This window comes from Rhizobium rhododendri (assembly GCF_007000325.2).
Classification (GTDB): Bacteria; Pseudomonadota; Alphaproteobacteria; order Rhizobiales; family Rhizobiaceae; genus Rhizobium; species Rhizobium rhododendri.
Genome location: NZ_CP117267.1, coordinates 3,045,385 through 3,059,873, shown reverse-complemented (window position 1 = coordinate 3,059,873; position 14,489 = coordinate 3,045,385). Strand labels below are relative to the sequence as shown.

Annotated in this window: 15 protein-coding genes; 9 read left to right on the top strand and 6 right to left on the bottom strand. The window is 62.7% G+C overall.

All coding sequences use genetic code 11. From position 1 onward, the window contains the following. Positions 1 to 122 precede the first annotated feature (122 nt). From epmA to PR018_RS14855, 7 genes are all read left to right on the top strand, one after another. A complete protein-coding gene (gene epmA / locus PR018_RS14885) occupies positions 123 to 1,187 on the top strand; it encodes an EF-P lysine aminoacylase EpmA (RefSeq protein ID WP_142824626.1) in 1,065 nt (354 codons plus the stop codon). Continuing rightward, on the top strand, positions 1,184 to 2,254 hold the full coding sequence (locus PR018_RS14880) for a lysine-2,3-aminomutase-like protein (RefSeq protein WP_142824627.1): 1,071 nt from the start codon (positions 1,184 to 1,186) through the stop codon (positions 2,252 to 2,254). The genes epmA and PR018_RS14880 overlap by 4 nt, the downstream gene beginning before the upstream one ends. Before the next feature lie 278 nt (positions 2,255 to 2,532). Next, positions 2,533 to 2,784, top strand: coding sequence for an acyl carrier protein (locus PR018_RS14875; RefSeq protein WP_111219575.1), 252 nt, complete (start codon positions 2,533 to 2,535; stop codon positions 2,782 to 2,784). Beyond that, on the top strand, positions 2,784 to 3,965 hold the full coding sequence (locus PR018_RS14870) for an acyl-CoA dehydrogenase family protein (protein ID WP_142824628.1): 1,182 nt from the start codon (positions 2,784 to 2,786) through the stop codon (positions 3,963 to 3,965). Before PR018_RS14875 ends, PR018_RS14870 begins: the two co-directional genes overlap by 1 nt. A gap of 5 nt (positions 3,966 to 3,970) precedes the next feature. After that, the gene (locus PR018_RS14865) at positions 3,971 to 4,879 is read left to right on the top strand and encodes an amino acid--[acyl-carrier-protein] ligase (RefSeq protein ID WP_142824629.1); all 909 of its coding nucleotides are present in this window, start codon (positions 3,971 to 3,973) and stop codon (positions 4,877 to 4,879) included. Positions 4,880 to 4,887: 8 nt separating this feature from the next. Then, positions 4,888 to 5,847 carry a DUF1839 family protein gene (locus tag PR018_RS14860; protein WP_202617165.1) on the top strand — a complete coding sequence of 320 codons (960 nt, stop codon included), beginning with the start codon at positions 4,888 to 4,890 and terminating at the stop codon, positions 5,845 to 5,847. A 14-nt stretch (positions 5,848 to 5,861) separates the two neighbouring features. Further along, positions 5,862 to 8,351, top strand: coding sequence for a glycoside hydrolase family 2 protein (locus tag PR018_RS14855; protein WP_142824856.1), 2,490 nt, complete (start codon positions 5,862 to 5,864; stop codon positions 8,349 to 8,351). A gap of 33 nt (positions 8,352 to 8,384) precedes the next feature. On the opposite strand, the gene PR018_RS14850 is transcribed toward PR018_RS14855, so the two are convergent. From PR018_RS14850 to PR018_RS14830, 5 genes are all read right to left on the bottom strand, one after another. Next, positions 8,385 to 9,584, bottom strand: coding sequence for a glycosyltransferase family 4 protein (locus PR018_RS14850; RefSeq protein WP_142828775.1), 1,200 nt, complete (start codon positions 9,582 to 9,584; stop codon positions 8,385 to 8,387). Between the two features lie 189 nt (positions 9,585 to 9,773). Continuing rightward, complete coding sequence (locus PR018_RS14845) at positions 9,774 to 10,010, bottom strand: Lrp/AsnC ligand binding domain-containing protein (RefSeq protein WP_111219583.1); 237 nt, start codon at positions 10,008 to 10,010, stop codon at positions 9,774 to 9,776. 172 nt (positions 10,011 to 10,182) lie between these two features. Next, the gene (locus PR018_RS14840; RefSeq protein ID WP_142824632.1) at positions 10,183 to 10,722 is read right to left on the bottom strand and encodes a DedA family protein; all 540 of its coding nucleotides are present in this window, start codon (positions 10,720 to 10,722) and stop codon (positions 10,183 to 10,185) included. A 96-nt stretch (positions 10,723 to 10,818) separates the two neighbouring features. Then, on the bottom strand, positions 10,819 to 11,649 hold the full coding sequence (locus tag PR018_RS14835; RefSeq protein WP_142824633.1) for an aldo/keto reductase: 831 nt from the start codon (positions 11,647 to 11,649) through the stop codon (positions 10,819 to 10,821). A gap of 145 nt (positions 11,650 to 11,794) precedes the next feature. After that, positions 11,795 to 12,343: a L,D-transpeptidase family protein gene (locus tag PR018_RS14830; RefSeq protein WP_142824857.1), complete on the bottom strand. Its 549-nt coding sequence runs from the start codon at positions 12,341 to 12,343 to the stop codon at positions 11,795 to 11,797. A gap of 154 nt (positions 12,344 to 12,497) precedes the next feature. On the opposite strand from PR018_RS14830, the gene PR018_RS14825 reads away from it, so the two are divergent. Further along, positions 12,498 to 13,181 carry a response regulator transcription factor gene (locus PR018_RS14825; RefSeq protein WP_142824634.1) on the top strand — a complete coding sequence of 228 codons (684 nt, stop codon included), beginning with the start codon at positions 12,498 to 12,500 and terminating at the stop codon, positions 13,179 to 13,181. 10 nt (positions 13,182 to 13,191) lie between these two features. Then, positions 13,192 to 13,647, top strand: coding sequence for a cyclic nucleotide-binding domain-containing protein (locus PR018_RS14820; protein ID WP_111219592.1), 456 nt, complete (start codon positions 13,192 to 13,194; stop codon positions 13,645 to 13,647). Between the two features lie 7 nt (positions 13,648 to 13,654). On the opposite strand, the gene PR018_RS14815 is transcribed toward PR018_RS14820, so the two are convergent. Then, positions 13,655 to 14,458, bottom strand: a complete 804-nt coding sequence (locus PR018_RS14815) for an exodeoxyribonuclease III (RefSeq protein ID WP_142824635.1) — start codon at positions 14,456 to 14,458, stop codon at positions 13,655 to 13,657. Positions 14,459 to 14,489: the final 31 nt, after the last annotated feature.

The window sequence follows — 14,489 nt, the reverse complement described above, 5'->3', positions numbered from 1 at the left end:
ATCGTAGAGGACGGACCGAGCCCGTTTCCCTGATGCAGCAATGTTTTCTTGGGGGCGCAACTAACCTAAAATGGTGGAAATAGCCACCCCGTCGCGGCTCATCCTATAAAAGAAAGCGCGGAATGAACGCCAGCCTGACAAAAGCATCTCCCTGGTGGACGCCCGGCGTCCATGCGGATCGACGGCCTTTTCTTATCGGCCGCAATGCGATCCAGGCGGCGCTGCGCAGTTTTTTTTCAGCCGGCGACTTCCTCGAGGTTGATACGGCAACCCTTCAGATATCGCCCGGCAACGAGGCACATCTGCATGCTTTCGCTACAGAAGCCCTGACGACCGACGGTCAGGCGGCACCCTTCTACCTGCACACGTCGCCGGAATTTGCCTGCAAGAAGCTGCTGGCCGCGGGCGAACAACGTATTGCATGCTTTGCCCATGTCTATCGCAACCGTGAGCGCGGGCCCTTGCACCATCCGGAGTTCACCATGCTCGAATGGTACAGGGTCGGCGAAGGCTACGAGCAGCTGATGGCTGACTGCGTCGATATAATGCGACTGGCGGCGAAAACCGCGGGGGCTGCGCGGCTGGCGTTCCGGGGTGCCGAGTGCGATCCCTTTGCCGAGCCGGAGCGGATCAGCGTTGCGGCGGCCTTCCTGCAGCATGCCGGCATCGACCTCTTGTCCTCGGTTGCCGCCGACGGACAGACGGACCGCGACTGCCTTGCTGCGGAAATGAACCGCCTCGGCATGCGTGTTGCCGGCGACGATGGCTGGGCGGATATGTTCAGCCGGGTGCTGGTGGAAAAGATCGAACCGCATCTCGGTTTTGGCCGACCGACGATCCTTGACGAATATCCGGTCTCCGAGGCCGCTCTTGCCAGGCCCTCGGCGCGGGATCCGCGTGTCGCCGAGCGCTTCGAACTCTATGCCTGCGGCGTCGAGCTTGCCAATGGCTTCGGCGAACTCACCAATGCCGTCGAACAGCGGCGGCGGTTCGAGATCGAGATGGCGGAAAAGGCGCGGGTCTACGGCGAAACCTATCCGCTCGACGAGGATTTTCTCGACGCGCTTGCCATCATGCCCGAGGCAAGCGGCATCGCCCTCGGTTTCGACCGGCTGGTGATGCTGGCTACCGGAGCATCCCGCATCGAGCAGGTGCTTTGGGCGCCCGTTGCGGAGTTCGGAAGATGAACGTCATTCGATCGATCAGGACAGTCGACGATCTCCAGCGGGCATCGCTTGTCGATGGGCAAAACGCGGCGTCGCTGGAAGCGGTCGCGGAACGTTATGCCATCGCGCTGACGCCTGCCATTGCCGCACTGATTGACCGCACCGATCCCGATGATCCGATCGCCCGGCAATTCGTGCCCGATATGGCAGAGCTGGTGGTGACGCCGGAAGAGCGTGCCGATCCCATCGGCGATGCGGCCCACAGCCCGGTCACAGGCATCGTCCATCGCTATCCCGACCGTGTGCTGCTAAAGGCGGTGCATGTCTGCCCCGTCTATTGCCGATTCTGCTTTCGCCGCGAGATGGTCGGTCCGCAGGGTATGGGTACGCTGGATGCCGGCGAACTCGATGCCGCTTTCGACTATATCCGCGCCCATCCGGAGATCTGGGAGGTGATCCTCACCGGCGGCGATCCGCTGGTTCTGTCGCCCCGGCGTCTCGAAGAACTGCTGGCCGGGCTTGCTGCCATCGATCACGTCAAGATCGTCCGCTTCCACACCCGCGTTCCAGTCGTCGATCCGCAGAAGATCGACGCAGCGCTTGTGGCCGCGCTGAAGGCGAGCGGCAAGACGGTCTATGTGGCGTTGCATGCCAACCACCCGCGCGAACTGACGGCGGACGCACGCGCCGCCTGTGCCCGTCTTGTCGATGCCGGCATCGTCATGGTCAGCCAGTCCGTACTTTTAAAAGGGGTCAACGACGATCCCCTGGTACTGGCGGCGCTGATGCGCGCCTTCGTGGAAACGCGGATCAAACCCTACTATCTGCACCATCCCGATCTCGCGCCCGGCACCAGCCATTTCCGGTTGACCATCGCCGAGGGCCAGCGCCTTGTGGCCGAGTTGCGCGGTCGCTTGTCCGGTCTCTGCCAGCCGGCCTATATCCTCGATATTCCCGGCGGCTACGGCAAAGCGGTCATCGGCGAGCGTGCCATCCGCGATGTCGGCGAGGGTTGCTATTCGGTTTCCGATTTCCGAGGCGAATGGCACGATTACCCGCCGCCATCCGGCAGCGGTAAGCCTGACTAGGCGCGATCCCGCGACGACTCACGAAAATTTATCTTCTTCACATTTTCCGGACGCATCCAGGAGCGTTGCTCTACCTACCCGGTCCAATCCGCGCTAAGAGAAGCAACCCCCGATATTATTAGCGTGTCGGCGGATTACATTCTGTCCGGATCATGAACAATGGCCGGCGAACGCTCATCTTTCCTTAACCAGAAGGCTTAGCGGTATGTTGGAATTTTGCGCCTAAAACAACCTCAGATAAGGCGGTACGACCGCTAAAAACACCTGGAGACGATTGGATGAACGAGACAATCCGTGGTTTGCTCACCAAGCTCGGGGGCCTTCCAGTGCCCGTCGACAGCATTGCCGACGACGCCGATCTCTATGCGGCAGGCCTTTCCTCCTTCGCATCCGTGCAGCTTATGCTCGGGCTCGAAGAGGCGTTCGACATGGAGTTTCCGGACAACCTGCTGAACCGTAAATCCTTTGCCAGCATCAGCGCCATCACCAGCACGGTGGATGCGATCCTCGGCTCCAGAAAGGTGGCCTGATGAGCGTGGCGGTGGCGATAGCGAAGGACAATCTCAATGCCCGCATCGCCCGCGTCGCGGCAATTGCTGCAGCACACGCCGATGCCGTCGACTGCGAATCGCGGTTTCCGCGCGAGGCCGTCACAGCCCTGAAGGCCGAACGCCTGCTGTCGATCCAGATCCCGACCGAACTCGGCGGGGAAAGCGCGACAATCACTGAAATCGCCGCGCTGTGCACCGTGCTCGGACAAGCCTGCGCGGCCACCGCGATGATTTTCGCCATGCACCAGATCAAGCTGTCGAGCCTGGTCGAGCACGGCGAAGGCAGCGACTGGCATCGCGATTTTATGCGCCGTATCGCCCGTGACCAGCTGCTGCTGGCGTCTGCCACGACCGAAGGCGGCATCGGCGGCAACATGCGCAACAGCATTTGCGCCATCCGCGTCGAGGGCGACAGCTGCTTCCTCGAGAAGGACACCACCGTCATTTCCTACGGCGCCTATGCCGACGCCATCCTCATTACATCGCGCGCTCACGCCGATGCGGCACCCTCCGACCAGGTGCTGACGGCCTTCCTGAAGGACCAGTACACGCTCGACAGAACCTCCGTTTGGGATACGCTCGGGATGCGCGGCACCTGCTCCGATGGCTTCCTATTCAAGGGAGAAGCGCCGGCCGTCCAGATCCTGCCGAAACCGTTTGCCGAGATTGCCGCGCAGTCCATGCTTGCCACCTCACACCTCTTGTGGAGCGCTCTCTGGTACGGGATCGCCGCCGATGCGGTGGCCCGTGCCCAGGCTTTCGTGCGCGCTGCGGCCCGGAAGTCACCCGGCACGCCTCCGCCCGGCGCGCTGCGTCTGGCAGAGGTCTCCGGCCAGCTACAGATGGTCAAGTCGAACGTCGTCGCTGCGCTGAAAGTCTACGAAGAGGCCAAGCTCGATGCCGACCGCCTGTCTTCCATGGCTTTCGCGGTGGCGATGAACAACGTCAAGATCGTCTCCTCAGAGGCGATCCTGCCGATCATCAACCACGCCATGCTGATCTGCGGCATCATGGGCTACAAGAACGGTACGCCCTACAGCCTCGGCCGCCACCTGCGCGACGCGCACTCGGCGCAGCTGATGATCTCGAACGACCGCATCCTTGCCAACACATCGACGATGCTGCTGGTCCACAAACAAGACACCAATTTGCTGGGGTAATCGCCATGGACATGCAGGTTTCTTTTCTCGATCGGCTCTTCGAATCAGGCCTCCTGATCGACACCGGTGTCGATGGCCTCTATGGCCGCAGCGGCCAGTTTGAAGACGTCATCGCTGCCTTCGAGCGGTTGATCGACAGGTTCGGCGGTGACGACGGTGCGGAGGCGATGCGCTTCCCGCCCGGCATGAACCGCGCGATCTTTGAAAAGAGCGGCTACATGAAGAGCTTTCCGCAGCTGGCCGGCACGGTCCACAGCTTCTGCGGCGGCGAGATGGACCATATGAACCTGCTAAAGTGCATGGAGGTTGGCGACGACTGGACCAAGGGTCAGGAAGCAACCGAGATCGTGCTGACGCCCGCCGCCTGCTATCCGCTCTATCCGACGGTGGCCCGGCGCGGCAACCTGCCGGCGAAGGGCGCGCTGTTCGACCTGCAGTCCTATTGCTTCCGCCATGAACCGTCACAGGATCCCGCCCGCCAGCAGCTTTTTCGCATGCGCGAATATGTCTGCATGGGCACCGAGCAGCATGTCACGGATTTCCGCCAGAGCTGGATGGATCGTGGCGTCGAGATGATGAAGTCGGTCGGTCTCGAGGTCGTCATCGATGTCGCCAATGACCCGTTCTTCGGCCGCGCAGGCAAAATGATGGTCAACAACCAGCGCGACCAGAACCTGAAGTTCGAATTGCTGATCCCGATCACCTCGACCGCCAATCCGACGGCCTGCATGAGCTTCAACTATCACCAGGATTCGTTCGGCACCAAATGGGGCCTCAACCTTGCCGACGGCAAGGTCGCGCATACGGCCTGCGTCGGCTTCGGGCTCGAGCGGATTGCGCTGGCGCTGTTCCACCATCACGGGCTCGACGTAAAAGCCTGGCCGGCGCCGGTGCGCGACGTCCTGTGGGGCTGATCGCCGGGATGCCGTCAGTATTTCCCGGGCTCGATCCTGCCGGCTATTCCCGCCACCGGCTGCACGACAGCGAACGGATGTGGCCGGAAACCAACTGCTATATCGATCTGTGGATCGAGGTGCTGAACACGCTCGGCCTGCCGCCAGAGGCGATGCTCGGCTTCACCATGGGGCAGGATTTCGAGGGCGACCAGTTCACCTTCTTCAAGGTGCCGCTGGAGGACCTCGAGGCGCTCTATGGCATCCGCTGCACCGAACTTGCCATCTACGACGACGTCGAACGGCATCTGGCGGTGCAGATCGCGCGCGGGCGGCTTTGCCTCGTCGAGATGGATTCGTTCTATATGCCGGATACGCAAGGCGTCGCCTACCGTACCGAGCACGGCAAGACGACGGTGGCGATCAACAGGCTAGACCCGGTTGCCCGCGAACTCGATTATTTCCACAATGGCGGCTTTTTCCGGCTCTCCGGCGAGGACTTCTATGGCGTTTTCCAGCGACACCTGCCGGAAGGTGCGCCGCCGTTCCTGCCCTATACGGAATTCGCTAAATTGCCGCTGCAGCCGCCGGCCGAAGCTGAAATCCGCCGGACGGCCCGTCGCCTGCTGGGAGCCCATTTTGCCCGGCGCCCGCGCGACAACCCGATCCGCGCCTTTGCGACGGTGTTTGCCGCCCAGGTCGAGGCGATTTCCGAGAGGCCGTTCGGCGTGTTCCACAAATATGCTTTCAACACGCTGCGTCAGGTTGGCGCAAATTTCGAACTCGGCGGCAGCCATCTCGACTGGATGTCGCCGGAATTCGCGGCTGCAAGTGCGCAAGCCCGGCGGCTATCCGAGGCTGCAAAATCGGTGCAGTTCCAGATCGCCCGGGCGGTGACGCGGCGGAAATTCGAGCCGCTGCAGACGGCGCTTGATCCGGTGGCGGATGCATGGGATGCCATGGTCGGGCTTCTGGAACGACAGGTCTGAAACGGGCAATGGCAATCGAGGGGCGTTTGGCAGGCATCGGCGCTGAGGAGACGCTGCTGGGCGAGGGCTGGACCCTTGTCCTCACCGCTCCCGGCGAATGGCAGACGCCCGCCGACGTGTCGTTGGGTGCAGCCTTCATCCCGGCCACGGTGCCCGGCACCGTCGCAGAAGCGCTGGAGAAGGCGGGCCTCTTCGACCGCGAGCATCCGGAACCACTGAACGATCGTGATGCTTGGTATTTCTGCCGGCTGGTCGACGCAGCGCCTGGCGATGCCGTGCTACGCCTTGCCGGTCTTGCGACACTCTGCGAGGTCTTCCTCAACGGCGTCATGCTTCTGCCCAGCGAGAGCATGTTCGAAAGCCATGACCTGCCGGTCACCTTGCTCGGCGGCGACGAGCTGGGCTTATGTTTTCGGGCGCTGGCGCCAAGGCTTGCAGAGCCCGGTCCACGCGCCCGCTGGCGGCCACAGATGATCGTGCCGCAGGGGCTGCGCATGGTCCGCACGACGCTGCTCGGCCATATGCCGGGCTGGTGCCCCGAGATTCATGCCGTCGGCCCCTGGCGGCCGATATCGCTGCTGCGGCCGGGGCCCGTCGCTATCCGCGATCTCGTCCTGCGACCTGAACTCAGCGAGAGCGGCGAGGGGCGGCTGCATGTTTCCCTGTCGGTGGAGGGTAAGGTCAGCGCCATCGTACTTTCCTGCGCCGGGGCCGAGCAAAACCTTGAAAGCGATGGCAAAGGCCATTGGGCGGCGACGCTGACGATCCCCGCCGTCCGTCCGTGGTGGCCGAATAGCCATGGGAGGCCTGATCTCCACGATGTGGCCCTCGTCATCGACGGTGTGGTCCACACCGCCGGCCGCACCGGATTTCGCCGCATCGAAGTCGATCGCGGTGCCGATGGCCGGGATTTCGCCCTCGTCGTCAATGGCGAGCGCATTTTTTGCCGGGGTGCGGTCTGGACTAGCGCCGATATCGTCCGGCTGCCCGGCGACCGTGCCGCCTATGAGCCGTGGCTGCGGCTGGCGGCAGAGGCCGGCATGAACATGGTGCGGATCGGCGGCACGATGGTCTATGAGACGCCGGAGTTCTTCGGGCTTTGCGACGAGCTCGGGATTCTTGTCTGGCAGGACATGATGTTCGCCAATTTCGATTATCCGAAAACCGACAAGACATTTCATGCGCATGTCGAGAGGGAGGCCGCCGGATTTCTCGACGCCATCAGCTTGTCGCCGTCGCTGGCCGTCATCTGCGGCGGCAGTGAAATGTACCAGCAGGCGGCGATGATGGGACTGCCGCAGCGGTTCTGGATGAACCCGGTAACGGAGGAGATCCTGCCGGCCGTCGCCGAGGCAAGGCGCCCGGACGTGCCCTATGTCGCCAACTCCCCCGTCGGTGGCGCCATGCCGTTCTCGCCCGATACAGGCGTGACCCATTACTATGGCGTCGGCGCCTATCTCAGGCCGCTCGACGATGCCCGTCGCGCCCATGTCCGTTTCGCAGCCGAAAGCCTCGCCTTCGCCAATGTGCCGCAGCAACGCACGCTCGATGCGCATCTGCCCGCTCCCGCCGTCCACAGCCCGCAATGGAAGGCCCGTGTACCGCGCGACCGCAGCGCTTCCTGGGATTTCGAGGATGTCCGCGATCACTATCTGCAGGAACTCTACGGTTTCGATCCGGCCCGATTGCGCCGCGAGGACCCCAATCTCTATCTCGACCTTTCGCGCGCCACCACCGGCGAGGTGGTGGAGGCGACCTATGGCGAGTGGCGGCGCACGGGCTCGAGCTGCAGTGGCGCGCTGGTCTGGACGCTGCAGGACCTCCTGCCCGGCCCCGGCTGGGGGGTGATCGATGCGACAGGCGAGCCAAAGCCGGTCTGGTATGCGATGCGCCGTGCGTTCCGGCCGGTGCAGGTGCTGATGACCGACGAGGGCACCAACGGGCTTACCGTGCATGTCATCAACGAGACTGCTGCGCCGCTTGCGCTGGAACTCGAGGTTTCCGCCCTGCGCGACGGCCGCCAGGTTGTCGTCAGCGGCCGGCGCGAGTTGACGCTCGATGCCCGTTCCAGCCAGGAGATCGCCTGCACCAATCTGTTCGGTGCCTTCTTCGACACCACCTATGCCTTTCGTTTCGGACCGCCGTCGCACGATGTCACCGTTGCCCGCCTGCGGTCGCTGGTATCGGACCCGAAGATACCAGGCGCGATCCAGGCGGAGGCCTTTCACTTCCCGCTCGGCAGGGCTAGGGCCTTTCACGCGCCCGGTATCGTTGCGGCGGTTGTCTTTGAGGATGGCGCATGGTTCGTCGATCTCGAATGCGAGCGGTTCGCCCAGTCCGTCCATATCGAGGCGGAGGGTTTCAGGGCCGAGGACGACTGGTTTCACCTCGCGCCAGGGGCGCCACGTCGCGTCAAGCTCATCCCGAGGGATGCCGGCGTGGTCGATAGACCGCCGGCCGTGCAGATCGGCACGATCAGCAGCCGGCATATCGTCTCGATCTGACGTAGAGAGCGGCGCCGGCGTAGCTATCGTGCGTCAGGCGAGTTCGCCGTAAACGCATATCGGCACACGTTCAAGGTCTGGCAGCACGTTGTCATACAGCGCACCATAGCGCTCGGCGACCTTGTCCCAGGCATAGCTGCGGGCGATGCCGAGCAGTTCTTCGCGAATGCCTGTTCCCTGCGCTACAAGGCGCGCAAAGGCGGCTTCGAGGGCCTTTGCCGACCGTTGCGCCCCGGAAAAATCGGTTAGCATCAGGACCGGATGGGCTGTGGCGAGCGCCCGGAAGGTGTCGTTGCTGTTGAGCACGGGCAGCAGGCCGGCGCTCATGGCCTCGATGACGGCAAGCCTCGAGCCGGCGCTATCCGAGGCCGATGCAAAAAGCGAGGCGCGGGCCATCGTGTTTCGGATGGTACAATGGTCGTCCGAGGCTTGCAGCGAGACATGCCGCGACAGGCCACGCGACCGGATGTCAGCGTTGAGCGACTGGCCATCAAGACCGGAGGGCGTGCCGATAATGTCGAGATGCCAGTCTGGATGGCGCGGGGCGAGCACCTGCATCACATCGAGCAGCCGGTCGAGCCGGGCTTCCGACGACAGCCCGCCGATGGTGACGATCCGGCGACGGGCATCGAGAGCGGCGCAGTTGGCGAACTTCGCGACGTCGGCGCCGCTGCCGATCGACGTCGCGCGGTTGCCAACGATGGTGTCGAAAAGCCGGTGGTCCGGCTCGCTGCTGCAGGCAATGCGACTATAGGCCTTGCAGGAGCGGCGCGTCACGAGGCTGAACCACAGCTTCTTCATCTCTTCGTGTCGGCTTGCGTGCCGGACGTTGCAGCTGATGGTCGCGATAAGCGGTCGCCGATGTAGAAACCTGCCCCAGGCCAGAGCATCGAAGCAGAAGTCGACCCCGTGGACATGGACCAGGTCGGCATCAGCGATATGCCTGAAGACCTCGAGCGCCGCAGGATAGACGCTGTTGCCGGGACCGGTAATCCGCACGATCTCGAGACCGTCTATCGTGTCCCGCGCTGGCCGGTTGCCGGCGATTCCGGAAGCCGGGTTCTCGCAGGTGACGACGCGGATACGGTAGCGGCGCGATAGCTGGCGGCAGAGCATGGCGACGGCGTCCGTGCCCTCGCCGTCAGGCAGCAACTCGCGCACCACATGGACGATCAGGGGTCGTCGTTCGTCCGGAATTTTGAAATCGCGGCCATGAGCCTGCGCCAATGTCATCGGTCCACCCTCGCGCCAAAGTTCGATCTCCGGCTTGACACGCGTCGTGTCTGTCTCGGGTCAGCAAATCATTGCGCCAGTTAAGGAAGCGCTAAATTGCCTCGGTCGCCGGCGGATACGGCGGGAAAGGGTTAATGCGACCCTGAGGCAAGGTATGCTTGGTATGGCCGGATTGTGGGCGGCGCGTCGTCAGAAGGCCCGGAAGGTCAGCGTCGTCAGCGAGCGGACGATGCCCGGGATATTGGCGATGGTGTCGTTGATGAATTTGCCGATGTCCTGGTCCTCGCCGACATAGACCTTCATCAGGAGGTCGTAGTCGCCGCTGGTCGAATAGAGCTCGGAAACGAGCTCCGTCTGGTAGATGGCATCGGCGACCTCGTAGGTCTTGCCGGGGGCGCATTGCAGCTGAACGAAAATGGGCTTCATGGCTCTATCCTGGCACATTTGAGACAAACGATGTGCCTGCCTGCATATCCGCGTAACCCGCCGCAATCAAGCAAACCCGCATCCTTCAGCCTTCGCGGGTGCAAGGATAAGGGACGCTGGATCCGACTGAGACCGGCCCATCCTGATTGCCAGAGTGAGAGGAGTACCCCCATCAGAACAGCGAGCGCAGTGCTGTAAATCCTCGTCCTACGAAGTCGCCGAAGAAGTATGGGCCGAGGCCCCACACGGCGGTCCAGAGTGCGGCGCCGATGATGTTGGCAATGAGGAAGCGGGCCCATGGCATGCCCATCGAGCCAGCGATCAGGCCGTTGAGCTGCCGCAGGAGAATGAAGAAACGCGCGGTGACGACGATGATCGGACCGCGAACCCGAAAGATCTCCTCGAACTTGTGCAGCCTTTCCGGTGTCAGGCGCACCATCCAGCCATACTTTTCCAGTAGCGGCCTTCCGCCATAATGGCCGATCAGGTAGCCGGTGAAATCGCCGGCGACGGCCGCGACCCAGACGACAAAAAAGACGCTGACGATGTTCAACTCGCCTCGGGATGCGAGCAGCGAAGCGCTGACGAGGGCGCTCTCGCCGGGAAGCGGTGCGCCGAGCGATTCGAAGTAGATGATCAGGAAGAGCGTCAGCAGGCCGTATTCGTGAAGGAAAGGCTGGATCGACGACCAGGCATCATGCAGGAAGCTCAAGGGCGGCCCTCGGGGTCACGGGTTCGATGCCAGATGCCTATCCCACTCCCGGCCGGCAGGCCAGACGGGAGCGGGAAATTTTGCGCGAAGGCGAGATCAGAACGTCGCGGTGACTGGATCCGGACCGATGCGGCCGCCGGGGGTGTCGAGCGTGTCGATCTGCTTCAGGTCATCGGCATCGAGCTTGAAGTCGAATACCTTGAAGTTTTCGGCAATGCGGCTCGGGGTGACCGACTTCGGAATGACGATCAGGCCAGCGTCGATGTGCCAGCGGATGATCACCTGCGCCGGCGTGCGACCGTACTTGCCGGCGATCTTTCCGATCACGGCGTTATCGAGCAGCTTGCCCTGGCCGAGCGGGCTCCAGGACTGGGTCTTGATGCCGAGTGCCTCATGGGTCTCGCGCAGCGCCCGCTGCTGGAAATCCGGATGCAGTTCGATCTGGTTGAGAACAGGCGTAACACCGGTCTCGCCGATGATGCGGTTCAGGTGTTCGGCAGCGAAGTTGGAGACGCCGATCGACTTTGCCCGGCCTTCGCTGTGCAGCTGGACGAACGCCTTCCAGGTGTCGAGATACCGGTCCTTGGATGGTGCCGGCCAATGGATGAGGTAGAGGTCGACATAGTCGGTGCCGAGGCGCTTCAGGCTCTCGTCGAAGGCCTTCAACGTGCTGTCGAAGCCCTGTGCGTCGTTCCAGAGCTTGGTGGTGAGGAAGATATCCTTGCGGTCGACACCGGAGGAGCGGATGCCCTCGCCGACGCCCTCTTCGTTGCCATAGATGGCGGCGGTGTCGATATGACGGTAGCCGGCCTCGATCGCGGCGCGCACGGCCGGTGCGGCTGTCTCGTTCGGCGTCTGCCAGACGCCGAGCCCGACCTGGGGAATGGAACGGCCGTCGTTAAACGTGATGCTGGTTTGATCGGTCACACTGTCTCTCCGGAAATGATGTTCAATCGGAATGCGGGGCGGCGCGAACCGACTGCGGTCCGGCGCCTAGCCCCGCCGGCTCAAAGGCCGACGCCTTTCATATAGGTCGCGTCCGACGTTTATCACCCCTCCCTGAGAGCGGTGGCTAAAGCACGCGCACGACGCTGTCCTTGCCGACATGGGAGAGCAAGCGGCGCATGTGTGGCAGGCTGACGGCAATACAGCCGGCTGTCGGCTCGAAACCCGGGCGGATCAGGTGAAAGAAGATCGCCGAGCCGCGATTGCGCTGCCGCACTGAAATATTCCAGTCGAGCACGAGGCAGATGTCATACACCCCGTCACCGCGCATCATCTCCTCGTGACCGGCGCGAAAGGGTGCCTTGACCAGCGTGTTGTAGCTGGCGTGGCCTGGATCGTCGCACCACAGCATGCCTGGCCGGATACGGCGCATGGCAAGCATCGTCGCCGGCATCATGACGCGGTCGCCTCGCGCGAAGCCCGAGATAAGTCGCATCGACGCGATCGGCGTTGCGCCATCACCCTCGCGCTTGCGCACGGTCCTGCCGTTTCGTCCGATTGCGGCCGGCACGACGACCCCGTCGAAGGCGACAAGCGCGCGGCTGCGGTTTCCCGGCGCAGGGCGAACGGTGATGATCGTGCTGCGTGTGGCTGGCTGCTGCCTTGCTTTACCCATCTTTCTCAAGTGTTCTCTCTCGCCCGGTCGATCTGTTGATGAAACTCTAGCAGTTTCAAGGGGACGACCAAGCGGCAAGCGTGCCTTCGCTTGCCAAAAACGCAATTTGGCGTAAGCCTTTAATCGGATCGAACCACACAAGGACGAGAGCCGTATGACCGCACGCACCATTCTACTGGTGGACGATGACACCGATCTGCGCGAGATGCTGGTCGAACAATTGTCGCTTTACGAGGAATTCACTGTCCTGCAGGAAGCCAATGCCGGCAAGGGCATAGCTACAGCCCGCGCCACAGCCATCGACCTGCTGATCATGGATGTCGGCTTGCCGGATATGGATGGCCGCGAGGCCGTCAAGCTGCTGCGCAAGGGCGGCTTCAAGCCACCGATCATCATGCTGACCGGCCACGACACGGACTCGGACACGATCCTGGGTCTAGAAGCCGGCGCCAACGATTACGTTACCAAGCCGTTCCGCTTCGCCGTGCTTCTCGCCCGTGTCCGTGCGCAGTTGCGCCAGCACGAGCAGAGCGAAGATGCGACCTTCACCGTCGGCCGCTATCTGTTCAAGCCGAGCCAGAAGCTGCTGACCACGGAAGACGGGCAGAAGATCCGCCTGACCGAGAAGGAAGCGGCAATTATCCGCTATCTCTACCGCGCCGAGCAGAAGGTCGTCACCCGCGATATCCTGCTCGAAGAAGTCTGGGGCTACAATTCCGGCGTCACCACCCACACGCTGGAAACCCACGTCTACCGCCTGCGCCAGAAGATCGAGCGTGATCCATCGAATGCCGAAATTCTGGTAACGGAAAACGGCGGCTACAAGATCATCCCGTAAGGCGTTTCCGATGGCCCTCAGTGACGATATCCAGCTGTTTTCGCAACTGCCGCTTTTCCAGGGCATGGGCGAGGATCAACTGCGGCTGATCGCCTTCGGGGCCGATCGGCGGCACATCGCTGCCGGCCAGACCCTGTTTCGCGAGCGGTCGCCGGCCGAATGCGCCTATGTGGTGGCCAGCGGCCGTTTCGAACTGACGACGCAGGATGGAAAAGGCGCATCGCGGGTCGAAGCTCTCGTAGAGGCGGGCACGCTGTTGTCCGAGCTGGCGCTGGTAACGCTGGTCGAGCGCAAATACACGGCCATCGCGCTTGAGGATTCGACCGTCGTTCGCATCACCCGGGCGCTGTTTCACCGGCTGATCGAGGAATATCCCGAGGCAGCGCAGCTTATCGAACGCCGGGTGCGCGACAATTTCAATATCATGGTCAATCAGGCGGTCGCGATGCTCGACCGCTTTTCATAAGGACGGCTCAGAGATCGAAATGCGCCGTCACCGGCACGTGATCGGATGGCCTGTCCCAGCCGCGCGCCTCTTTGAGGATGTCGATGCGCTGTAGCAGGGGCCCGAGATCGGCCGATCCCCAGATATGGTCGAGGCGGCGACCGCGATTGGCCTCCTCCCAGTCCTTGGCGCGGTAGCTCCACCAGGTGTAGAGCTTTTCGCTGGCCGGCACCGTCTGGCGCATGAGATCAACCCAGGCTCCACCCCTGATCACCTCCAGCAGGCCTTCCGTCTCGACGGGCGTATGGCTGACGATCTTCAGCAGCTGCTTGTGCGACCAGACATCGTTCTCGAGCGGCGCGATGTTGAGATCGCCGACGAGGATGGCAGAGGTGTCGGGCTCGGCATTGGCATGCAGCTGCTTCATCTCCTCGATGAAATCGAGCTTGTGACCGAATTTCGGGTTGATCGTCCGGTCCGGCTCGTCGCCGCCGGCCGGCACGTAGAAATTATGCAGCCGCACCCGACGGCCGCCACGCTCGAAAATCGCCGAGATATGCCGGGCATCGCCGACGCCGCAGAAATCTTGGCGATGATCCTCGACGAGCGGGATGCGCGAGGCGATGGCAACGCCGTGATAGCCCTTCTGGCCGTGGATGATGATGTGCTCGTAGCCCATGGCGCGCAGCGGCGCCAACGGGAAGAGATCGTTGATGACCTTGGTTTCCTGAAGGCAAAGAATGTCCGGCTGCTGCTGCATCACCAGCTTTTCGATGATCGGCATGCGCAGCCGCACCGAATTGATATTCCACGTGGTGATCGAAAAGCTCATGCCATGCCTCTTGAATGGATGGCCATGGCTT